Source organism: Blastopirellula marina (assembly GCF_002967715.1).
GTDB lineage: Bacteria > Planctomycetota > Planctomycetia > Pirellulales > Pirellulaceae > Bremerella > Bremerella marina_B.
On the sequence record NZ_PUIA01000042.1, the window covers coordinates 1 to 21,714 of the forward strand.

Here is a 21,714-nt window from a genome sequence, read left to right on the forward strand (position 1 = left end):
CGCGCGCACAGGGGCAGGGGTGGAGCCCATGTTCGATGTTCGTGGATCGAAACCATCGACGCTTATTTATTTTGTGCGAATCACATTTACAAGGTGGTAATAGGCAGTAAGATGTGCGGGGTCCGGTGATGATATTCAATTAGAAAAATCGCTATGTACATTAAGCACCTAAATATCCGTAAGTACCGACATATCGAAGGCCTTGAAATTGGGCCATTCTCCGCGCCGAGGCAGTCTTCTGATCTAATCGTTTTTGCAGGGCCGAATGGGAGCGGAAAGAGCAGTGTCTTGGAATTGATTTCACAGACGCTTGCAACGTCTTGGAGTCTAACATACTCGGTAAATCGGACGGCCCCCGAGTCATCTTTCGAGGTGTGTATCGGTCTGTTGCCTTCGGAGATTGAGTTGATCAAAACGATTTCGGGAGGCGGCGAAACGGAGGCTTTTGAATATCTCGATCAGCACCGCTCATACTATCGCAGCTTCAAATTTGAGGGTGGTGAGTATGACAAGAATCAAGTTCTTCATAATAAGATTCACAACCTTGTTACGAAGTCACTGAAGGGAGATTACTATCGACCTTTGGGGTTTTACCTTGGTCCTGAGCGGTCGTTTAAAAAGGAAAACTACGACTACGCTAAGAAGTTATTTCAATATCAGCAGTACATTCAGCCTTCATACGTGAGCCGGTTTGCCTTTCAGAGAGAAGCGGATCAATTCGCTGACATGCTGGATTTTCTCATTGCTTGGCGCCATGACTACATTCTACAACTAGGGGCTTATTCAGAGGCCCAACGAAATGCGAACGTGAGTGAGGATGAGTTGCCACCGTATCCGGAGGATACATACGGCAATGTTCTTTCAAAAGTGTTTCCGAACTACAGCTTCGTCCGAAAGCCCGAGAGCGCGCCGAGTGATCTATTCATTCGCATTCCTTCAGGTGAGACGATTCCGTTTTCTGACCTTTCCTCTGGCGAAAAGCAAGTGTTTTTCACTTTGTGTTTCTTTGAGCGGCACAATGTTGAAGATGCCATCATTATGATTGATGAGCCAGAGTTACATTTGCATCCAAGTCTTGCGAGGGTTCTCTTGCGTACGATGCAGCAGTTGAAATCAGGGAATCAGATTTGGCTGGCAACTCAAAGCGCTGATGTTATTGATGAGGCTGGAAGAGATCGCGTCTGGTTCATTCAACGAGAAAATAAGACGAAGAAAGCGGAGATAATACGCGGAACAGATGAGGAGCCAGCGCTCTCGTGCTTAAGGGATTTCTTCGGTTACTCTGGCTACATTGGACTTGCTAAGGCAATGATCTTCACGGAAGGACATAATTCGAGCGCGGATCGAAAGATGTTCTCGCGATTGTTTCCCCAACACAGTAAGGAAATTAAATTTATTCCTGCAAGTGGATGTTCAGAGATTGAACGCATAAATCGATCGGTCTTGAGTCTGTTGGAAGCGGATGTCGCGTTCTGCAAGTTCTTTCTAATTCGAGATCGTGATTATATGCCAGATGAAATGGTTAGAGCGATTGAGGCAAGGAGCGGCGATAAAATACACGTACTCAAGAGGCATGAGATTGAAAACTACCTGCTCGACGATGACATTATTTCAGTTGTGCTTGAAGAGTTGTTTCATCAGCAGTTGTCACCAGATCAAGTAGGTGATGAGCTGAAGGCAATTGCTTGTAAGATGGCAGGAGACGTCTTGCGTGACATGGTTAGTTTTCGACTCAACTACAAATTTCGCCCCGAAGATTTTACGGTTGCAAAATTGTTTAAAGAGGCTGTTTCGTTTGATCCATTGAGCAACAGTTGGAATGGCAAAGATGCTGAGTTAAAGACCGCGCTAAGCGGAAAGGCAGGCGATGCCGTCTCGGAACTAAATCAGCGTTTGTCGGGTCACGATTTTGATGATTTATACGAGTCGTGTCGTGAAGAAATTCGGACATCGCTGGTTTCTGGGAATTGGAACACTTTGTTTCCTGGTAAAGAATTGCTTAGGAACTTCGCCAAAAAACTCAGCATTGGGCAGTCGCCTTATCTTGAAAATGCAATTATCAAAGAGATGTCAATTCGATCGGAAAAAATTCCGACGGAATTAAGCGAGCTGATTGAGAAGTTTATCAAAGATTAAGCGACCGTTAGAGTCTTGTTTTAAGTGAGGTTATTGATGTCGACAAACGATAGTAGTCCCGATCCTTGCTGTCCTAAGTGCGGTAAGAAGGAATTCTCCGCTATGACAAAAACGTTTCTTGGAACGAAATTGGTTATGATCTATTGCAAATCTTGTGGTGCGGTTCTCGGATTTGCCAACAAGAAAGAGAAGTAAACAGCAAGAGTTGGAATTCCCCAATTCAGTCGTTGGGGCAAAGTAAAAGTGTCTTATTTGGTCGTGCATATCTGCCACGACCAGAGTTTTAGCGATCGAGGTTTTAGGCGATGAGCGATGGAAACGGGAAAGAAGGTGATCGTATTGATTGGGAACTGGTAATCGGAGAGCTTAGAGATCGAATTGCGGAACTCTTAAATTCTGACGATGCGTACGAACAGTATCGTGCGAAGGAGTCGAAGAAGATTCTAGGACTCTTGCTGGCCTCCTACAGAGCGCGCTGGGATGATGACTACCCGATCCAAGAGGAAACAAGCGAATAGGGGCGACTGGTGACAACTCAATCTGCCTTAACTGACAATGTTTCCATGGTCCTAAGATGAAAACAACTTGAATTCATTCTTCCAAGGGGTACAAAAGGGGTAGAGCGGGGGTAGAAAAGGGGTAAAGACTCCGCCTGATGGTGAGCGAAAATCGCTTTAAAGCGTTGCTCTTAAAGAAGTTGCAATCTTTCTCCCAGAAGGGGCACTATTGCTTCAAAATCCAGTTCCCGCAAGGGAGTGGGGGTTCGATTCCCCCCTCTGGTACTTTTTCTAACTAGTGTTCTTTGCTAGACTTACGGTTCTACCCCTTATGGGACGAACTTCTCTCGCGATGTAAGTGTCACCCAAAGTGTCACCTCAGTCAAGGTTTAGTTTATTACGGTCCTACAGAACTGGCCCAGCTAATGACTTCAACATACAAGCCTCCGCGTTACTACGAAAAATCATTCAACTGCCCACACTGTCAGGTCCTGGCCCAACAGGAATGGGGAGCAGTAAAAATGGAAGTTAACGTAGGCCGTGGCCTTTCGCAGTACGATCTTGCTGGTTTCGCCGTCTCGTTTTGCTTCCATTGCAGCGAACCAGCTTTTTGGTACAACTCCAACGTCATCTTCCCTGACATTAGCACAGCGGAACTTCCCAACGGCGACCTTCCCGATGACATTCGAGAGGATTTTGACGAGGCCCGTTCCATCCTTGGGCGGTCACCGCGCGGCGCTGCGGCCTTGCTTCGTTTAGCGATCCAGAAGCTATGTATTCACCTAGGTCAACCAGGAAAAAACATCAACGACGATATTAAAGCACTCGTTGCAAATGGGCTTTCCCCTTCGGTTCAAATGGCACTAGATAGCGTCCGAGTAATCGGAAATGATGCGGTTCACCCAGGCACGATCGATCTTCGTGATAACCGCGATACGGCCACGACCCTATTTCGGCTCGTCAATTTCGTCGCCGCTAAAATGATTTCTGAGCCCAAAGAGGTTTCCGACATTTTTACCAGCCTCCCGCAATCGAAACGAGATGCTATTACGAAGAGGGACGCTCCTCCGACGTAACCCTGTGCCCCCAAATCACTCTCGCAGTTCTCATTGCATCGGCCCCTACATAGAACTTCAATGTTGTTTCGATCGATTCGTGTCGCATTAACTCCATAAGCTGTTGGGGCAATATTCTTTGTGCCCAACGCTCGCCAAATGACCGTCTCAGGTCATGAAGCCCTGCATATCTCTTGGTTCCGGTTTCTGGATCGGTTTCTACCACGATCCCTGCTGCTTTTCCGATCAATGTTCCACGCTTCGAAAAGTGTGTCCTTTGCCGTTCGATGCTGATTCCTGCTGGCTCAAAGATTCTTCCGCTTCGGTCTTCGATAGGTGTTCGCTCAAGGAACTTGGCAAACTCAGGGGCCATTGCCAGAATGCGATCCCATTTTCCCTTCTCAAACTCCGCCAGGATCCGAAACATCGGATATTCCCCGCTGAAATCAACGGACAAGCGGTCGCGGCGATCCCAGTAGAGGTTGATGGCTTCGCTGACCCTGAGGCCAGACCACCACAGTCCCTCAAGAAAATACTTCCATCCTTCTGCCAGGTCATCGCCCACCACCTCTGGCACAGCGTCTAGCATTCGCTGAAATTCCTCGTCTGTTAGAGGACGCCCGCGCATGAGCTTTGCCCCTTTCAGTTGCTTGAGGATCTTGATCTTAGGAACGCGATTAATGAGCCCGACGTCCTTGCCCCAGTTCAACACCGACTTGAGGTGGCGAAGGTGACGGGCCACGGTAGCAGGGCGAGCATTGTTTTTGATCAGCTGGGCCTGGAAGTAGCTGATTCTAGATGCGGTATCCATGCGGGGCTCGGGGATAAGAGGATTGGTTACAGTGCCCTGGCTTGAATCCGTTGGTAGCTACGAAGCATCCTCGGCAACTAACGAGTCGTCGGCAATGTGTTGAAAGATCGAGCCCATCCGTTTTTTAAGTGGCTAGATCAGTGGGTTCAATTCACATTCCTATCGTAAACGACGTAGTCCTTGTCGGTATCCCAAACAGTAACGACGTTTTCGATGGTGTATTCCATATTTACCGGGTAAGCAGGTTCGGTGGATGTCCAATAAACACCAGGCGTCTTTAGCTTGCCATCGGCATTCGCTTGCAAACGTTTGTTGGATTCGTTGACGCAGTCGTCGAATGCAACCACCAAAGGCTCGGTTTCACGAAGGCCTTCGCGGTCAGCGATACTGAAACCCAAGTCAACATTGTCGAGTGCGTATTTGTCACCGTCGTCGAATGTCAAAACCAACGGCGCGTTGCGTTTCTGAGCTTGGAGCAGGAAGTCGTACAGTTTGGCGGAGTCCATCGTTCAATCCATGGGAAGCTAGCCAAGTGTATGCCTGGTTCATCATTGTTGATGTTGCGAAGTAGCGTAGGCAGGGGCGAAACCCAGCCTGAGAAGCTACAGGCAGTTCCATAGATAGAGATTCTGCTTGTCTTCTATTGCCTTCCTCGACAGTTTCGCCAGGGCGGCGAGTAGATCGGTCAGGTCCTTGTCGTTGTCGTATGGTGCGTCTTCCGTCTCTTTCCATGCCTTCAAGATTTCGACATGATTGTCCGGCTCGATTGATGCGGCAGCTTGGACGAACTTCTCTGGAATCAGAAAGGTAATTTGGCTGAAGTCATCATTCATTACAACAGGCTCAAAGCTGGGAGATTTCTCACCGGTCAGAATCGTATAGATTGGTTTGATGCTTGTATCCATTACACGGTAGAACTCTGCTCGATGGTCCGCCGGACTACCTTCGAGCCCATCATTTCTTTGGGCTTCATCGTCTGTTCCGATGAAGAAATAGGATGCGATACTCATTTGTGCTTTCCTTATTCTCGAAGCCAACTTCGTACGAAGTATCTTTGTATAGGTAGCGTAGGCTGGGTCGAGACCCAGCGGCGATGAATCGGCAGCTTATCCTTTCATCCGCTAATCCTAAATGGAGGTATCTTCGACGTGTTGTTTGACAGACTTGATTTGCCGGTGATGTTCTTTTCGCGGATAGATACTGCTGGGTCTCGACCCAGCCTACGGGCTTCGCGACGCCGCCGGCGTCAAGACTCCGGATCAAACCCAAACACCCGCAGTTCTTGATCGCACCGACAAGCTCTCGCCAGACGGGCAGCCCAGGCGATGGCTTCTTCTCGGGTGGGTACTTCGAATACCGCGAAGCCGCCGTTGATCGGTGGGGCCCAGGGGTAGCCTCCCTGGGCGGTGGTGCCGTCGGCCGATACCAGCACCGGTGGGACCGACTCGTCGATGCCTCCGCCGAAGACGTAGACGCCTGCTTCCTTCGCCTGGCGGATCGCGGCGTGGGAGTCTTCGCTAACGGCCTCCATCTCGTTGGCCGGAACCTGCATGGCAGCGCTGGGGAAGGAGATGAGGTACTTGGTCATGATCTTCTTTCGGTAAGGTGTTTGCGCTTCGCGGTACGTTCGGTGACGCACTTGGCTTTCAGGAAGCTCGGCGGCCTGGCTGACTTGCCGCTGGCAGCGGCAAGTACCTGCGACATTCCCGTTTGTCTCCCCCATTCTGACTGAAGTCGTCGTTACAATCGATACGATAGAACCTTAGTTGCGTCGATATTCGTCAGCTTGCTGGGTGCTAGCTCGTTTGAGGGGAGCCGTTGAACTCGATCTTGAGATTTGCCGTGCTTCCGTTGTGCCTCGCCATCGCCGTGGCGTCTTGGGGGCAGGCAGAACCGGTCTCGGATGGTTTGCTGCTTCTGCCTGACCCGGCTGGTCCTGCTTACGTTGCACCTTCGTTGCCACCTCAGGCCGATTGGCCGATTCCTTCGTCAATCGCTTGCGGATCCGAGTTTCTCTCGGCAGAAGCCTGCGGAAACGCCGGCCCGCCGCCACTTAGATTGCCGCTCGAGGCCGACGTGCCGTGGACGCCGGAGTGCGACGATAGCGATCCGCCGAAGTCTTTTAAGCTCAACTATTACGTCGACTACGATCGCGGGATTGTCCTGCGCCCTTTCGATCCAAAAGCCCATCCGTTTGAACTGAAGGTGAACGGCTGGGTTCAGTTTCGACACCACGCGTTTGCCCGCAATGCGACCACGTGGACCGACAACGCCGGTATCACTCGCCCCATACGCAATCGCAACGCGTTCGACCTGGAACGGGGCCGCCTGATTCTGTCTGGCTTTGCTATCGACAAGCGGATGACCTACTTTCTGCAGATGGACGGAGACACCGACGGTGGTCACGTCGTCGACTTCTTCGACTACTTCTGGGGCTGGAAGTTCAGTGATCTGTTCGAGGTGCAAGTTGGCAAACGCAAAGTGCCCGGCTCGCGTCAGTGGCTCATGTCAGCCCGGCGTACGCGTTTTGCGGATCGCCCGATGGCGAACGATTTCTTCCGGCCTGATCGAACGGTCGGCGTGTGGGGCGTCGGCAACGTGGGCGAAGGGATCCATTACGAAGTGATGGTCGGCAACGGGTACAGTTCAACCAATGTTCCCATCGCCGATTCCGATCAACAGTTTACCTTTGCCGCGACGAACTACTTCGATCCCTGGGGGGACTTCGGCGGCGAGATTGTCGACTACAATTGCACTGATGGGTCGCTCATTCGCTTTGGCCATTCGTTCGTTTACTCGCCCAACAGTGGCGATACGCTCGGAGTTCCCCTGGGCGAGGCCGACTTCATTCGGCTTTCCGACGGCACGCGTCTGACCGAGACCGGGGCCATCGCACCAGGCGTGATCGTTTCCAGCTTCGACGTCGTTCTGTACGGGCTCGATTTCGCTTGGAAGTCGCACGGTTGGAGCTTCGATGCCGAGGTCTTCCTGCGTTGGATCAACCAGATGGAAGGGAACGGAGCCCTGCCGGTCACGTCGCTGTTTCAGCACGGTTACTATGCCGAAGGGGGACGCTTTCTGATCGCGAAAAAGCTCGACGTCAACCTGCGCTACTCTCACGTCAGCGGCGAGTACGGCGATGCCTCGGAATACGCCGCCGGCATGAACTGGTATCCCACCGAGACCAGCAAGCTGAAGATCACGTTTGACGTGACCGCGCTCGACGGTAGCCCGTTGTTGAACCGCTCGAGCGATATCCTGGTCGGCGACGACGGCTATCTTTTCCGCACGCAGTTCCAGGCTGAGTTCTAACGGGCCGGAAGCATTTCTCTAGTCGGCCGAGTGGGGCAGGCTTGTCCAGAGGGCGTTCTGGGGAATGTCTGGGGTATCGGTGAATCCACCATTCTCGAGTCAAGGTCGACACTATCTGCTGAGAAAATCGCATGGTGTATAATTATTAAGAGACAAAGTTGATTTTCGTGGAACCAATCGATGGGAGATAGCCATGAAATACTTAGTCTATTTCTGCGTGTTGCTGTGCCTGGGCGTGGCATCGATGGGTGCCAGGGCGGACGACCAATTCAAATGGAATTGGTACGAGGTCGATCAAGACCACCAGGTGAAAGTCAATCTGTTCGTGTTCTACCGCGACGGATGTCCCCACTGCGAAGATGGAATTAAGTTTGCAGAACAACTGGGGAAGTGTCACCCATGGCTCCAGGTGCATAAGTACGAGACCTCTCATCATTCGGGTAATCTGGAACTTTATCGTCGGATGGCCTCGAGCTTGAAACGGCAAGCCGGTTCCGTGCCGGCGTTCTTTTACTGTCGACAGATGACGCTGGGATTCGGCAGCGAATCAACGACAGGGCAGCGAATTGAGTCGGCACTGATCAAGTGCCACGACGTACTCCAGAAACAAATTCCGACGGCCTCGTCTGCGTCGCCAACGTGGGGAATCCATCTAGCGGCCTTTTCCCCAGATCCCGTTCCGGCTCCACAAGATCAAGTTGAAGAGGAGCCTGCAGCTGAATTGGTTCTGGAACTCCCTGAACTCGATTCCGCCGAGAATGAAGTGGTAGAGTTGCCCTGGAACAGCGAGGTAGATGTCGACTCGCTGTCGTTGCCTCTGTTTACCCTGATTCTGGCTGGCTGCGATGCGTTCAACCCGTGCGCGTTTTTCGTTCTGTTGTCACTTCTTAGTTTGTTGATCCATGCCCGCAGCCGCGCTCGAATGTTTTGGGTCGGAGGGATTTTCGTTCTATTCTCGGGGCTGTTCTACTTCCTGTTTATGGCAGCATGGTTGAATGTATTTGTACTGGCAGGTCATCTGACATGGATTACCACGGGAGCCGGCCTGGTGGCCATTTTCGTGGCGTTGATCAACATCAAAGACTACTTTGCATGGAAACAAGGAATATCGCTCTCGATTCCTGAAAGTGCCAAGCCTGGGCTCTTTCAACGGATGAGAAACTTGCTTGGGGCAACGGAGATGTGGCCGATGCTTTTGGGGACGATGGCACTTGCCGCCGCAGCCAATACGTATGAGCTGCTTTGTACGGCCGGATTTCCGATGGTGTACACGCGAGTCTTGACGCTGAGGGAACTGCCGACGGCCAGCTATTACGGCTACCTCGCGTTCTACAACATGATCTATGTCATTCCCCTGGGCATCATCGTGGTCGTGTTCACCTATACGCTTGGTGCTCGCAAACTGCAGGAGCACGAGGGACGCTTTCTCAAGCTGTTGTCCGGATTCATGATGTTGCTTCTTGGAGTGATCATCTTGCTTGCTCCTGAACTGCTGCATTCCTTGGGCACAGCCGTGGCGCTAATGATCGGCGCTGTGGGTCTGGCAGTATTGGTGGCTTGGATCAACTCACATTTCTACAAGGCGAACCTCCAGCGACACGAGAGCGCTGTCGGTTAGTTCGCGCTATCCCCTTCATACAACCCGCACAAAGCTCCCCTTCAAATAGTGCTCGTCTGAAAAGTAAATCTCGCGGACTTGCCGCGTTGTTTCGACGATCTCAGCGACCAGGCGGCGTTTGCCTCGGTCGATTCGGCCTCGGCCGACGTCACCTTCGATGTAGATGCACCCTTGATCGAGCTTGGGTAGCGGTTGCCCGGTCGCGTTTTTGACATCTTTGCGATTGTTGAACGTTTCGCCGCGACCGCTGCGGATCATGTTCTTCAAAGCGACAATGCCTGCCTGAACATCGGCCGGCAATTGGCCGCGATGGATCACCGGCACTTGAGACTTCGCAATCATCCCGCTCATGATTCAATCTCCAACGTAGGAAAGAGGCATCGCAGGTGCTAAGGGGTGCCTGGACGCTTGTCGCTCAAGTTCTCATGCGACGGAAGTTCGGAATATACCTCTGCGGAAAACTGCCGTCTAGCAAATGCGACGTGTGCATCGGGTGCGTAGTTAATCTTGCCGAGGAGATAGGGATCTTGGATTGAGTTCCCTAGAAGCTTCCTGTCTAATGGTCATCGCAAAGCTTGATAGAAATCGAGTAATGGGCTGATAATTCGTGTCCTAAGCGATTTGTCGACAGAGAAAGCCAGGCAGAATGCCAGTCAATTTAGTCTTCTACAGCAACGGCGTTTTGATGGCACATTCCGGCGTGGTGACTGACGAAGATTTGTTGGAATCGGATGTGGAGTTATATAGCCACGAATATCCGGAAGGTTTGCAGTTTCAGTTGGTCGACTTAACCGATGTCCGCGACTTTCAAGCTTCGCACAAGACGATGCGATATCTGGGAGAGAAAGACCGCGAGTTCTCACAAACCCACGGGCGACAATTGATTGTGGTTATCGCACCAACGCACGGGCGAGCCAATACCATCGTGTGGGAAGTCTGGGCCCAAGATACCAGCACCAACGATCCGGCCCTGCTGACTAAGATTGTCGATAGGCGCGACGAAGCGATCCAGTGGCTGAAAGATAATGGAATCGAGATCCACTGACCGTGCATAAAATCCCGAGCGATCTTGGTAGCCGCTCGGGATCTTGTTGTCATGCTGTTGATGCTCAGCTATGCCTACTTCAGCGGCGGAGCCTTGTAGTTCAGCAGAAACTCGCGGCGCTCGTGCAGGAACTTCTTCAGCGAAGGTTTGTCCTGCTCTGGCTTCAGCGACGTCGTTTGCTCGAAGGCTTCGAGCGTATCGAGCTTGCGAGTATCCGTGGCAACCACCTCGGCAATCAACTGGGCGTGCTGCTGCAGAACCGGGTCGATCGCTTCCGGGGCCAGCGACTTCTCGGCGATCTCGCGAACGTAACCCAGGTACTTTTCGCGAAGCGCTGGGATGGCCAGCAAACGACTGCGAAGAGGCATGCGAGGATTGTCGACGTTGACCAGTGGATCGAGATCGGGCCCGCCATGTCCCGGGCCACCGGGACCACCAGGGCCACCGAAACCACGTCGACCGCGAGGCGGTCCTTGTTGATCTGGAGGAACATTGCCAGGGTCAAAGCCAGGGGGCGGGAAGCCACCGGGGCCAAACCCACCAGGCCCGAAGTCGCCTGGGCCTCCTCGCTCTCGCTGGGCGCGATCTTCGGGGTTCCCTTCCCGCATCGGCCGACGCTGGTCATCTCCTTCGCGCGGAGGACCAAAGCCGCCAGGACCGCCAGGACCCATGCCAGGGGGCGGGCCGCCAGGTCCACCGGGACCACGACCCAGGCTGCGGCCCCCTTCGAAGGCTTCGTTCATATCGTGTGGGATCACATGGAACCGCTTTTCACTGTCGAGAAACAAGTAATAATCGCTGGCACGCGTCCAGTAGCCATCGCTATTGACCAAGGCCACGTCGAGCGCCAGAAAGCGGAGCGTCTCGTCGATGTCGAGCATCGGTTCCAACTCGCTTTGCAGCTTGTCGAGCGGTGTTTCGTTAAGGGTCCGGCACAGCTTGACCAGCGCTGCCCAGGCTTTGACGCCGTCGTTCGACTTCATGTCGTAGCGTCGTTTGTACTCTTCCAGATCTTCTCCTAGGTAACGCAGGCCGCCATCGCCGCCGGGACTGCCGCTCACCTTCCAACGCGTTCCCTTAGAAGGATCGAAGTGCTCGGAGATGAACGTCTTATCGAACTGCTGCACGTTGCAATAGATGCCCCAGCTTTCGCCGTTGATGACAACCTGCACGTGGTTGGCCTTGGGAACCGGAATGTAGTCGCTGGCGATGTGGGAGTACAGCACCGTGCTCATCAGCGAAGCGTCGCCGGCACAGTTCAACAGGTTGAATGTCTGGTAGCCGTTGAGCTCTTGATCTTTGTCGGCCAGGTCGAGCGAAACATTGAACGACCGCTTGAGGCCAGTCGGAACCATGCCATACGAAGACATCCCGCGAAAGCGTATGCCCACGTTCTTGTACGTCTTGCCATCGACGATCAGCGTCGCAGGGACTTCGACGTCGGTGCCGTGAAAGTCTTCGAGCTCTTTCTCCCAGTCTTCGTTCTCGAACTGCAGGAAGAAGGTTCGCAGCACTTTCGCGTCATACATGTCGGCATCGCCGTAATTCTTTACCTGGGTAGGCGTCACGTGCGGACCCTTATCCGGTGCCGGCCGATCGCCACGTCCCCCGCCACGACGACCCCCTGGAGGACCAAAGCCGCGGCGTTCTTCCGTTTCGCTTGTGGCTTCTACGCGTGCTTCGGCGCGTTCTTTTTGATCGAGCCAGCCATTCTTGTCGTGATCGAACTGTTTGGTCAGCTTGCGATCTTCTCGATTGCCGGGACCAAAGCCACCTGGGCCGAAACCTCCAGGCGGTCCGAATCCCCCAGGGCCGCCAGGGGGTCCGCGGAAACCTTCTGGTGGTTGTGCGTTGGCGGTGGTCGCAAACAGGGCGAGCGTCAAAAGGAGTGCCCAGGGGCGGAAGTGTTGTGCCATATCAAAAGCTTTCGTGTCGTTCCGATTAGGTTTCGCTGTCTTGAGGGGGATTGGCTGGTTGAACCCAGATGGTCAACGTGGCTTTGTTGTTGGGAAGATCGATCGACTTGATCTCGAACTGCGCGACATCCAAACCCGTTCGCTGCCGTAGATCGGCCAGCAAAGTTTCGCGATGCGTATCGCCTAGCCATTCCAAGCGGTCGTACTCGATCGTGTACTTGGGCAGTTTGTCCTTCTTGGAAGACTTGCCGTTTTCCTTGTCCTTCTCTTTTTCTTTTTCCTTGCCGTTGCCATTGGCCGAGGTTTCTTCGGGGTCTTTGCTAACCTCTGGCTTGCCATTTTTTGCTGCTAATCCGACGACGCGTTCTTTGAGCATCGTGCTGGCGAAGATCACCGAGTTGACCAAAATCACTTCGGCGTAGCTGGTCTTCTTGTTGGCCAGTGAATTGATAACGGCGATTCCGATGACGATAAACAGGTACGTCATTTCTTTAGGGCGGATCGAGTCGGTGCGATACCGTAGCACGCCGAATACGGCAAACAGACCCAACGCCAGGCCCAAATCGAGTTCCAGCTTTTTCATCGTGAAGCAGATGAAGAAGACGACGATATTCAGCATCACCGCCGTAAAAGCGAACTCGCGCTGACGTTGGCTGGGATAGATCCCAAACACAACAATCAACGATAAGAAGAACAAGTTGAGTCCAAAGCGGACCAATAACTTGAAAAGATCGGTATCAAACAGTGGGACTTCCAGGAATTCCATAAGCGTCTTTAATTCTCGTACTCATTCGGGTTCCGTCGGCCGAATGATCCTCTTTCAGGTCGATTGATAATCAGGATGCGGTGCGAAAGATGGCGATGTGATCTGCGGCAGACCGCAGCTTCGCTTGGAATGAGTTCCTGGCTATCTACTGTTAAACCCACGTTAAGAAATGAAGTGCCGGTACCCCGCGAAGAAAGTTTAAAATTCGTCCCAGATGTGGCCGGCTGCTGTGCTGCCTGCCACGTGTGAGGGAGACGAGCCGGCGCGTTGCGTAAAGCAAACCAGGCAAAAAATGAATCGCTTTTGCGTTTCCTACGCGTCTACAATAGGGGTGCCAACCGCTGCATACACTCATCTTGTGACGACAATTTTCTATGGTCGAAGAAAAATCCTTTAGTAAGAGACGTGGCTGCCTGGCTATCTTTGGCCTGCTCGTCTCGACCGTCTACCTGGCCAATCTCTCAGGCGGGTTCATCGAGATCCCCGACAACATCCCTGGCATTGGCAACCTGGACGAGGTCTTCTTTTCAGGGGTCTTTTTCGCTTCGCTGGCTCAACTGGGGATCAGTTTGCCATTTATGGACCCCAAGGGCGGTTCGATTCGCGAGAGCCGCAAACAGCGCGAGAAGAGCGAAGTGCTTGATAGCAAAGTTACCCCGATCGACGACCATCCTGCAGGCAGCGATTAAGCGGCGATGCCCTTGAGCAGCTCGCTGCCGGATGGTTTGATGAGTGCTGAATCCCCTTTCGCATGAACTCTGCCCCAACCCATGAAGGAGTCTGGGATGTCCCGTTTGAAGCTTCGACTGATCGTATTCGCCATCGTTTTGTGTGTCGTTGGCATCAATGCGCTCGTCGAACGGTTTAGTGGTGATAAGACCCCCCAGGCCGATACCCCGACCGCCGATCCGCAAGGAGAAGTGGTCGACATCACGCCGAACGTCGAGCCGCCAACGACAACAACCGAGACGAAATCGGAGAAGACTTCCGACATCGCCAAGTGGAACCGCGATGTGTTGCAAGGGGCGGAAGAAGTCGCCATCGTCGAGCACATCATCGCGCACGGCTCGCTACCGGATTCTTTTGTTACCAAGAATAAGGCCCGCGATTTTGGTTGGGATGCGTCAGAAGGGAACCTTCGCGAGGTCGCCCCTGGTAAAAGCATCGGCGGCGATCGGTTCATGAATCGCGAAAGAGAACTACCCGATGCCCCCGGCCGCCAGTACTTTGAAGCCGACTTGAACTATCACGGCGGCTCGCGCGGTGCCGAACGTTTGGTTTACTCGAGCGATGGATTGATCTTCGTGACTCGCGATCACTACCGCAGCTTTCAAGAGGTACGTACCAAGCCATGAGTGAGCCTCTGGAAACACGCATCGTCGTCCCGGCGGACATCGATTCCATCGAAGACCTGTATACGTTCCTGCAAGACTCGCTGGAATTTCCCGGTTGGTTTGGTCGAAACCTCAATGCTTTATGGGACTGCGCGACGGCAGACATCAACAAGCCTGTCTGCATCGTGTGGCCGCGGCATTGGTCGTGTGGAAACCCTTATCATTACTTGGAGGCCATCCGAATCCTGGACGTACTCAACGAGGCCTCCCAGGAGAACCCCAATCTGAAGATCGAGATCGTCGAATAGGGGATCTTCCTTCTTAAGCTGCCAAGAAAAGGCGAAAGGACGGCAGGCTAAGTGTCGCCAAGCCGTCCGTCCTTTCACACACCCAATTTTCAGAAGCGGTTACCTGCCTATGCGGTTTCGGCCGCATCGGCAGCAATGAGGTCTTCGGCACCTTCCAGGAAGCTGGCCAGACCACGCGAGCGGTAAGGCTGTTGCAGCTTGCGAACGGCCTTCGATTCGATCTGACGAACGCGTTCGCGAGTCACGCTGAAGATCTTGCCGACTTCTTCCAGCGTGTAGGCGTAACCATCGGTCAGGCCGTAACGCAGGCGAATGATTTCTCGTTCGCGATGATTCAGGTGCTGCATCACTTCGCCCAGACGTTCCTTCAACGCTTGCTGGTGCGTTTCGTATAGCGGGTCGTCGTCGCGGTGATCTTCCAGGAACTCGCCGAAGAAGCTGTCGTCGTGATCGCCGACCGGTTGATCGAGCGAGAGTGGGTTGCGGTTCATCTTGCAGATGACCTTGGCATCATCCAGCGAGATGTCCATTCGCTGAGCGACTTCTTCCGGCGATGGTTCGCGGCCCAGTTCCTGAACCAGTTCACGAGTGACGGCACGAACCTTGCCCATGGTATCGATCATGTGAACCGGAACGCGGATCGTACGGCTTTGATCGGCGATTGCTCGGGTGATGGCCTGGCGAATCCACCAAGTGGCGTAGGTGCTGAACTTGTAGCCACGTTCGTGCTCGAACTTGTCCACGGCTCGCATCAGGCCCGTGTTGCCTTCTTGAATCAGGTCGAGAAAGCTCAGGCCGCGGTTACGATACTTTTTGGCGATCGAAACCACCAGACGCAGGTTACCAGCCGACAGGCGACGCTTGGCGGCATCGTATTCTTCCTGGAACTCGGCGATCTTCTGCACTCGGCGACGCAGCGTGGCTGGGCTTTCCAGCGTCACTCGCATCAGACCGTGCAGTTCCTTTTGCATGTCTTCCAGCGACTGGCCATTGAGGTGACCGCCATATTCGCGAGCCAGTTCGATGTTTTCCAGCAGGGTGTCCATTCGCTGCGAGATCTCACGAAGCTTCGACAACTGCGGCGTGACCTTGTTGGTTCGCAGGTTCAACTCTTCAACCAACTGAACGGCCTTCAAGCGGCGACGGGTCAAACGCTTCCAGGCAGCCTGACGTTCGGCCAGCTTGGCCTTCTTCGAGATCGCGATGCGGTAGTCGGCACTGTTGGCTTCGAGCATCCCTTGCAGCGTGATCAGGTTCGGCACGATCCGCTTCATGATCAGCTTCTTTTCCTTGGCATTGGTCACCGAGACTTCCACGGTGCGGTCCAAGCGAAGCTGGCCATCACGAACCTTCGAGAGCAGATCGAACGCATGACGGAGAATCAGGTCGTTAGCAATGACTGCCTGGCGGAAGCGTCCACGCCACTTGTCGATTTGGGTGGCGGCGTCGATTTCTTCGGGACGGGTCAGCATGGGGATCTCGCCCATCTGCATCAGGTACATACGAACGGGGTCGTCGACCTGGCTGACTTCTTCAGCCGAATCGTCGTCGTCCGAACTGTCGCTGATCACCGAAAGGTTGTTGATCGAGACCGAATCGAAATCGTCGTCTTCTCGGAAAGCTTCGTGCGAGCGAGTCATGGGTGCGTTCTCCTGCGGTGGTTTTTTTTGCGACCGTGACCAGCACGATCGGGCGACGCCACCGTTAATTGCAGCACCTATGCCAAAAGCAGAATCCCGCGCCAAGGTATTGCCCTAAGTCTATAATTAGTTGTTGGTTACGGCGTTCTTGGTATGCGCGGGTGAGTGTGCCAATGTTGTCGATTCGCATCAAATGGGTCTCAAAACCTGTGGTCAAAACCCATCAATTCACCCTGGTTCGCTGCCTCCAACCAAGACTCTGCCAATGCTTTTAGACGGGTAAAACCCGTAGTTCGTTCCATCGGAACCCCTGAATGCTCGTTTTGAGCACGGTTTTTCCGGGGTTTTGTTGCAAAACGTAAACACCCAAAAACGTCTGTCCCCGCGCCCCTCGGGGAGAGGGGGCAACAAACAGGATGCCCGATCTTTGGCAGACTTGTTACCATGAAAGACTCGTCCACTTCTCGACTCCTTTCCCGTGCGGTCTCGTGATCAAGATGTCTCAGCCCCCTATTCTCGTCAAAGTTCATCAAAACCTCGGCACGATCTCGATTCATCGAGAAGAGAAACGCAACGCCCTCACGCGGGCCATGATCTTCGACTTGATTCAAGCCTTTCGCGATTTGCATGGCGAACGCAAGGTGCGAGCTGTTGTGCTGACCGGGGCTGGCTCGGCGTTTTGTGCTGGCTTGTGCCTGGAAGAGATGAACGCGATTGTGCAGGAAGACGACAACTTCGATCGCTGGCATCAAGATACCAGTAGCCTGGCCGAGCTGATTCAGTTGATGCTGCAGTTCCCCAAGCCGATCATCTCGGCCGTGAATGGCCCTGCGATGGGATTCGGGGCAGGGCTGGTCCTGGCATCCGATATTGCCATCGCTGGCCCCGAAGCAACGCTCGGCTTTCCCGAACCCAAGCGTGGCATCGTCAGTGGTCTTTGCTCGCCGCTATTGCACTTCCGCACCGGCGGACGACACGCTGCCCGGCTGCTACTGACTGGAGAAACAATCACGGCCGAACGAGGCGTGCAGATCGGAGCCTACGACGAGATCGTTCCGACGAAGAACCTGTGGGCCTACGCCGCCGAACTGACCAAGCAAATCGCCCAGTCCGCACCCCAGGCCATCCAACTGACCAAGAAGCATTTGAACGAAACCGTTGGCGAACAACTCGAGATGTTGATTTCACTCGGTGCCGCCGCCAGTGCCACCAGTCGCACGACCGATGCCGCCAAGGAAGGGCTTGCCGCATTTGTTGAAAAGCGAGAGCCGGAGTGGAAGTAACACGCTACGCTTCGACTGGGTAAGACTGGCGAATGCTCAGTATTCTGTGTGGCACTGGCCAGTGCCACACAGAGGTCTTACGGGGTGATCGTCATACGGCCAGCTTCACGGCTTGTCTGCTTCCCTTTGCTTGTACTGCTCGTAGATCTTATCGATCACTTCTTGCCGGTTCGGTAGAGGTTCTTCTCGGCCAATTTCCATTAGTTCGACCAGGCGTGTGGCGGCGGCCCGGGCGGCTTCTTCGTCTTCCCATTTGATGGCCACCTGCAGGGTCTGTTGGATGGTGCGTCGGTTCTCGGTGGTCTTGGTCATCGCAACAAGCCCCTTCAAGATTCGCTCGCGTGAGAATCCTGTTTCGACATCGATGTTGTCCCAGCCCACATATCGAGAAATATGTTGAGCAAGCGTAGCGTACAGAATGTCTCCGTCGTCTCCACCAATCTTGTCGGCCGTGAAACGTGCCAGGTACTCGGTTTCGCCTGGCTTGCCGCCCCAGCGTGGCAGGCGGGCGACCGCTTCTTCAGTGAAGGTGCGATGGTAGGTCGGATACTTGGCGAACGCATCACGCAGGTAGCCGTTGATTTCGTCGCGATCCCACTGCAAGTTCTTACCGGCAATGATCGCGCAGGTGTAGCCTTCGGCCGGGATGTAGTCTTGATCGAACAGCGGCTCGGCGACTTCCCACGACTTTTCCATGTTTTCGTAAAACGTTTTCCAACCTTCTTCGGTCACCGTGTTGGCGAAGCCTTCACCGCGAGCACGGTAGCCTGCGGCGAGGTACAGGCGGAACAATGCGATGCGGGTGAACTGGCAATTGTTCGGGTTGTTGTCGATCCAATCATGAAACGCCTTATAAGGTCTTTCCTCGTGACCAGGCAGGCGAGGTGCGACCCGCTGGACGATGCTCATCAAAAACGAATAAGGCGTTTCGTGTTCGCTGTCTTGAAAGTGATCAATCCGATCGTTCCACTTCTTGGCGATCAGTTCCAACGCGTCGAATCGCTGATTGATCGTTGCGATGGAAATCATATCCACCAGTTCATTCAGCGGATTTCCGATATCGACATAAGCATTCCATCGCGTCACATGACCTTCCGGAGTGATCGTGACCATGGCTTCGTCGTTGGGCACCAGATACGTATGCTTGGCAGGCAGATCTTCCGGTAGTTGAACCGTCTTCTCTACGTTGCCAAAGGCCAGGCTTCGCAGTTCCAACTGCTCGTCCGATAAGGTCCAGATCCAAGGTTTTCGAAAGACAAAAGCCGCGTCACGCAGGGGCGTTTCGAAATCGACTTTTGAGAAACTCGCTTCGTATTTGTTCTCTCCTTGGAAAGCCAATTGCGACCAGGCCAACTGCTCGGGGCCCACCAGTAAAAAGCGAACGTCGGATGCCTCGATACGATGGGGTGGCTTGAGTTCAATATTGTTTTCCAGCTTCTCTTTACCATCGAAGTAGACGTCGCTGACTTGGTTGTTGTCGTCGATGTAGATCTTCCACCAGTTTTGCAGGCCACCGCCGGCCGCGACCAGGCTTTTCACGGGGGTGTCTTCGCTGGGACCAAACTCGAAGCCCTTCGATTTCCCTCTGGCGTCGACTTCAAACGACTTGCCGAATCCATCGACGGCTATCACGCGGTTTTGATCCGCGGATAGTTGAACCATCTGCAGGGGTGTCTTATAGGCTTTGTACTCGATCAATGGTTTGCTGCGGCTCGCCACGAAGACCTGGATCAGGCCAGAGGGAAAGCCGACCACAGCGGACGTGCCGTTGTAGGCGATATCGAGCACCGCGTCCGGCGATGCCTGTTCGGGAACGATGCGGGAAATTTGCTCCCCTGTTTTCAAATTCCAAAAGACGAGAGCACCCTCTTGGTCTAGCACCAGCAGCGTACCTCCATCGCGAGAAACGACTGTCTTGCTGATCGCTGGCCCACTTAAATCGAACTCGTTGGCCTTGCTGATCTGCATCGGCCGCTGACGATGAGCCAGGCGATCCCACAGCTTGGCGAGGTCTTCCGCCGATGGCTGCTGCGACGCTTGACCATACGAGGAAACCGGAAGGCTAAAGGCCAACAGTCCGAAAGCGATCGCCGCATAAGCGATGAAGGAAGGTAATCGCATGCCGTCGAATGTCCCACGAGGAAAAGAGTGTGTCTTGGAAAAGGAAGGGCGAACACACTCTAGTCTAGGCGTTAGACGCGGCAAACGAGAACGTTTTTCTCGAATTCGTCTTGCTTCGTGTCAAAGAAAAAGTCGGGCGAATTGAGCACCATGCGATGCTGCTTGTCGATTGTGTTAACGATCGATTAAATCCAGTACGCTGAATACCGGGCAGTGATCAGAAGTTTCCGATGCTTCCAGCACGCGGCAAACCGGGGCCGACCATCGTGCGGCAGGCGAACCGAAGATGAAGTCGATTTCAATCTCTGGTTTATCCGAAGGCCAGGTCAGGCGGCGCTCTTGCGGTTTCTTCGCTTCGATGCTGTTCTCGCTCAATAGCTTTAGCGTGCGCGAATCGCGGACGTCGTTGAAGTCACCCAGTAGGATGTACGGCACGTCTAGGCTCTTCAGGTACTTCGATAACGCTTCGGCCTGGGCGTAACGGTATGTGTCGTCGTCGACCCAATCGAAGTGGACGTTGACCGCCACGATCTTCTGACCCGAAGGGAGTGCGATGCGGGCCGCGAGTGCCACGCGCGGTTCGTTTCCCTTGGGAAGATTCACCTTGGTGATCGATTCGATTGGATGCCGCGAAAGCAGCCCCATGCCGTACTGGCCCCCTTGCAGGTCCATGAACTTGCCAAACGCGGCGTGCATGCCCAACTGTTTGCCGAGCGACTCTGCCTGGTTCTCGTTGCCGCTACGTTTGACGCCGTTGTCGACCTCTTGCAGCCCGACGATATCAGGCGACAGATTGCGAAGCAGGGCCGCCGTGCGCGTGAGATCGACCTTCCCGCTATTGCCGGCCCCGTGGCGAATGTTGTAGCTAACCGTACGCAGACGCTGCGTCGACTTGTTGGGATTCAGGAAAGCAAAGCGAGCAACCACTGCGGCATGATCCGATGGGAACTTCTGCTCGTGCGTATCGATTCGCTTTACGTCAGTCGCTTGCAGGTTATCGCCGCGATAATAGATGTAGTCGATGCGGTCTTGCTCTTGTTCAGGAAAACGGGGTGTCCAGGTACTGTCGAGCCGACGACTGACTTCCGGACGCAGCTCGCGCCAGGCATCGCGAAAGCCAGCGTTGGGCAGGATGCGACTGGTCGGCCAATCGATGGCAACCTGGTAGTCGGCCTGAGCGGACGGAATGTAATCGAGACGCGACATGCTGTTGAAGTCGCCAGCGATGATGATTGGAATGCCGGCGTACTTTGCATCGGCGAGCCGCGCTTTGATCCGCTTCCACATCGCTTGCAGGTCATCATGCGACGGCTGACAAACGGCAAGCATCTTCTGCTGGTCGCTTACATCACGGGTACCAGGCTTCCAGATCTCGCCGTCGAACGGCAACCAGATCGAATAGCAGGCCACTCGCTGCTTTGACGGAAGCTCGACGATCGCCCCGGCGCATTTGAACGGCTCGAAAACCGAAATGTCTTCCACCACCGGATAACGGCTGAGCAGCGATACGTTTGTTCCACGAGGATGAAAGTGATAACCGAGAGCCTCGGCAATCTGCTCGCCAGAGCCATACGTTTCCTGCAGAGCGATCACGTCGGCCTGGCTATGCTTAATGACGTCGATCACGCGCTGCACGCCGACCTGTTGGCCATCTTCTTTACCACCGTGCCAGATGTTCCAGGTCATCACACGCAGGGCAGGGGAGTCGTCTGCCGAAGCGTTTGCCGGGACAACAACCAGGCAAACAACCAGAAGAAGCCAGCGAGGTGTGCAACTAAAATGCATTGAGATTCCCAGGAATTCATCAACCGTTTTGCAGAAAGGCCAGTAGCCAATAAAACCTGGATGAACCCGAAGGGCAAGCCACTCTTT

20 protein-coding genes are annotated in these 21,714 nt (G+C 53.9%); 10 read left to right on the forward strand and 10 right to left on the reverse strand.

The features are described 5' to 3' along the window. Positions 1 to 153: 153 nt before the first annotated feature. The 3 genes from C5Y96_RS15165 (at position 154) to C5Y96_RS15175 (ending at position 3,709) form a co-directional block, all read left to right on the forward strand. Positions 154 to 2,136 carry an ATP-binding protein gene (locus C5Y96_RS15165; RefSeq protein ID WP_114322184.1) on the forward strand — a complete coding sequence of 661 codons (1,983 nt, stop codon included), beginning with the start codon at positions 154 to 156 and terminating at the stop codon, positions 2,134 to 2,136. A gap of 305 nt (positions 2,137 to 2,441) precedes the next feature. After that, on the forward strand, positions 2,442 to 2,654 hold the full coding sequence (locus tag C5Y96_RS15170; RefSeq protein ID WP_105354963.1) for a hypothetical protein: 213 nt from the start codon (positions 2,442 to 2,444) through the stop codon (positions 2,652 to 2,654). Between the two features lie 500 nt (positions 2,655 to 3,154). Continuing rightward, entirely contained in the window at positions 3,155 to 3,709 is a 555-nt protein-coding gene (locus tag C5Y96_RS15175; RefSeq protein ID WP_105354965.1) for a DUF4145 domain-containing protein, read from the forward strand. Here the strand turns inward: C5Y96_RS15175 and C5Y96_RS15180 are convergent. The 4 genes from C5Y96_RS15180 to C5Y96_RS15195 all read right to left on the reverse strand — a co-directional run bounded on the left by C5Y96_RS15180 (position 3,681) and on the right by C5Y96_RS15195 (position 6,222). Next, positions 3,681 to 4,430 (reverse strand): tyrosine-type recombinase/integrase, encoded by a 750-nt coding sequence (locus C5Y96_RS15180; protein ID WP_158261251.1) that lies wholly within the window; start codon positions 4,428 to 4,430, stop codon positions 3,681 to 3,683. The genes C5Y96_RS15175 and C5Y96_RS15180 overlap by 29 nt on opposite strands. 215 nt (positions 4,431 to 4,645) lie before the next feature. Then, positions 4,646 to 5,005, reverse strand: a complete 360-nt coding sequence (locus C5Y96_RS15185) for a hypothetical protein (RefSeq protein ID WP_105354969.1) — start codon at positions 5,003 to 5,005, stop codon at positions 4,646 to 4,648. Positions 5,006 to 5,101: 96 nt separating this feature from the next. Next, positions 5,102 to 5,509, reverse strand: coding sequence for a hypothetical protein (locus C5Y96_RS15190; RefSeq protein ID WP_105354970.1), 408 nt, complete (start codon positions 5,507 to 5,509; stop codon positions 5,102 to 5,104). A gap of 236 nt (positions 5,510 to 5,745) precedes the next feature. After that, on the reverse strand, positions 5,746 to 6,222 hold the full coding sequence (locus C5Y96_RS15195; RefSeq protein ID WP_233198979.1) for a YciI family protein: 477 nt from the start codon (positions 6,220 to 6,222) through the stop codon (positions 5,746 to 5,748). A gap of 119 nt (positions 6,223 to 6,341) precedes the next feature. On the opposite strand from C5Y96_RS15195, the gene C5Y96_RS15200 reads away from it, so the two are divergent. Continuing rightward, the gene (locus C5Y96_RS15200) at positions 6,342 to 7,811 is read left to right on the forward strand and encodes a porin (RefSeq protein ID WP_105355322.1); all 1,470 of its coding nucleotides are present in this window, start codon (positions 6,342 to 6,344) and stop codon (positions 7,809 to 7,811) included. 193 nt (positions 7,812 to 8,004) lie between these two features. Continuing rightward, positions 8,005 to 9,429 carry a hypothetical protein gene (locus C5Y96_RS15205; RefSeq protein ID WP_105354972.1) on the forward strand — a complete coding sequence of 475 codons (1,425 nt, stop codon included), beginning with the start codon at positions 8,005 to 8,007 and terminating at the stop codon, positions 9,427 to 9,429. A 15-nt stretch (positions 9,430 to 9,444) separates the two neighbouring features. Here the strand turns inward: C5Y96_RS15205 and C5Y96_RS15210 are convergent, their stop codons facing one another. Continuing rightward, positions 9,445 to 9,780 carry a hypothetical protein gene (locus C5Y96_RS15210; protein ID WP_105354974.1) on the reverse strand — a complete coding sequence of 112 codons (336 nt, stop codon included), beginning with the start codon at positions 9,778 to 9,780 and terminating at the stop codon, positions 9,445 to 9,447. Positions 9,781 to 10,075: 295 nt separating this feature from the next. On the opposite strand from C5Y96_RS15210, the gene C5Y96_RS15215 reads away from it, so the two are divergent. Then, positions 10,076 to 10,474 (forward strand): hypothetical protein, encoded by a 399-nt coding sequence (locus tag C5Y96_RS15215; protein ID WP_105354976.1) that lies wholly within the window; start codon positions 10,076 to 10,078, stop codon positions 10,472 to 10,474. A 74-nt stretch (positions 10,475 to 10,548) separates the two neighbouring features. Here the strand turns inward: C5Y96_RS15215 and C5Y96_RS15220 are convergent, their stop codons facing one another. Together C5Y96_RS15220 and C5Y96_RS15225 are read right to left on the reverse strand one after the other, a co-directional pair. Next, positions 10,549 to 12,390, reverse strand: a complete 1,842-nt coding sequence (locus tag C5Y96_RS15220; RefSeq protein WP_105354978.1) for a CotH kinase family protein — start codon at positions 12,388 to 12,390, stop codon at positions 10,549 to 10,551. Positions 12,391 to 12,415: 25 nt separating this feature from the next. Then, a complete protein-coding gene (locus C5Y96_RS15225) occupies positions 12,416 to 13,156 on the reverse strand; it encodes a DUF4956 domain-containing protein (RefSeq protein ID WP_105354981.1) in 741 nt (246 codons plus the stop codon). A 374-nt stretch (positions 13,157 to 13,530) separates the two neighbouring features. Here C5Y96_RS15225 and C5Y96_RS15230 point away from each other — a divergent pair, with 374 nt between their 5' ends. The 3 genes from C5Y96_RS15230 (at position 13,531) to C5Y96_RS15240 (ending at position 14,798) form a co-directional block, all read left to right on the forward strand. Continuing rightward, entirely contained in the window at positions 13,531 to 13,845 is a 315-nt protein-coding gene (locus tag C5Y96_RS15230) for a hypothetical protein (protein WP_105354984.1), read from the forward strand. 96 nt (positions 13,846 to 13,941) lie between these two features. Beyond that, complete coding sequence (locus C5Y96_RS15235; protein ID WP_105354986.1) at positions 13,942 to 14,511, forward strand: ribonuclease domain-containing protein; 570 nt, start codon at positions 13,942 to 13,944, stop codon at positions 14,509 to 14,511. Beyond that, positions 14,508 to 14,798, forward strand: a complete 291-nt coding sequence (locus C5Y96_RS15240) for a barstar family protein (RefSeq protein ID WP_105354988.1) — start codon at positions 14,508 to 14,510, stop codon at positions 14,796 to 14,798. The genes C5Y96_RS15235 and C5Y96_RS15240 overlap by 4 nt, the downstream gene beginning before the upstream one ends. A gap of 107 nt (positions 14,799 to 14,905) precedes the next feature. Here C5Y96_RS15240 and C5Y96_RS15245 read toward each other — a convergent pair whose 3' ends face one another. Further along, positions 14,906 to 16,438, reverse strand: coding sequence for a sigma-70 family RNA polymerase sigma factor (locus C5Y96_RS15245; protein ID WP_105354990.1), 1,533 nt, complete (start codon positions 16,436 to 16,438; stop codon positions 14,906 to 14,908). Positions 16,439 to 16,935: 497 nt separating this feature from the next. On the opposite strand from C5Y96_RS15245, the gene C5Y96_RS15250 reads away from it, so the two are divergent. Continuing rightward, the gene (locus tag C5Y96_RS15250) at positions 16,936 to 17,721 is read left to right on the forward strand and encodes an enoyl-CoA hydratase/isomerase family protein (RefSeq protein WP_233198980.1); all 786 of its coding nucleotides are present in this window, start codon (positions 16,936 to 16,938) and stop codon (positions 17,719 to 17,721) included. Positions 17,722 to 17,826: 105 nt separating this feature from the next. Here the strand turns inward: C5Y96_RS15250 and C5Y96_RS15255 are convergent, their stop codons facing one another. Together C5Y96_RS15255 and C5Y96_RS15260 are read right to left on the reverse strand one after the other, a co-directional pair. Beyond that, the gene (locus tag C5Y96_RS15255; RefSeq protein ID WP_105354992.1) at positions 17,827 to 19,842 is read right to left on the reverse strand and encodes a hypothetical protein; all 2,016 of its coding nucleotides are present in this window, start codon (positions 19,840 to 19,842) and stop codon (positions 17,827 to 17,829) included. A 174-nt stretch (positions 19,843 to 20,016) separates the two neighbouring features. Further along, positions 20,017 to 21,627 (reverse strand): endonuclease/exonuclease/phosphatase family protein, encoded by a 1,611-nt coding sequence (locus C5Y96_RS15260; protein WP_105354994.1) that lies wholly within the window; start codon positions 21,625 to 21,627, stop codon positions 20,017 to 20,019. Positions 21,628 to 21,714 lie beyond the last annotated feature (87 nt).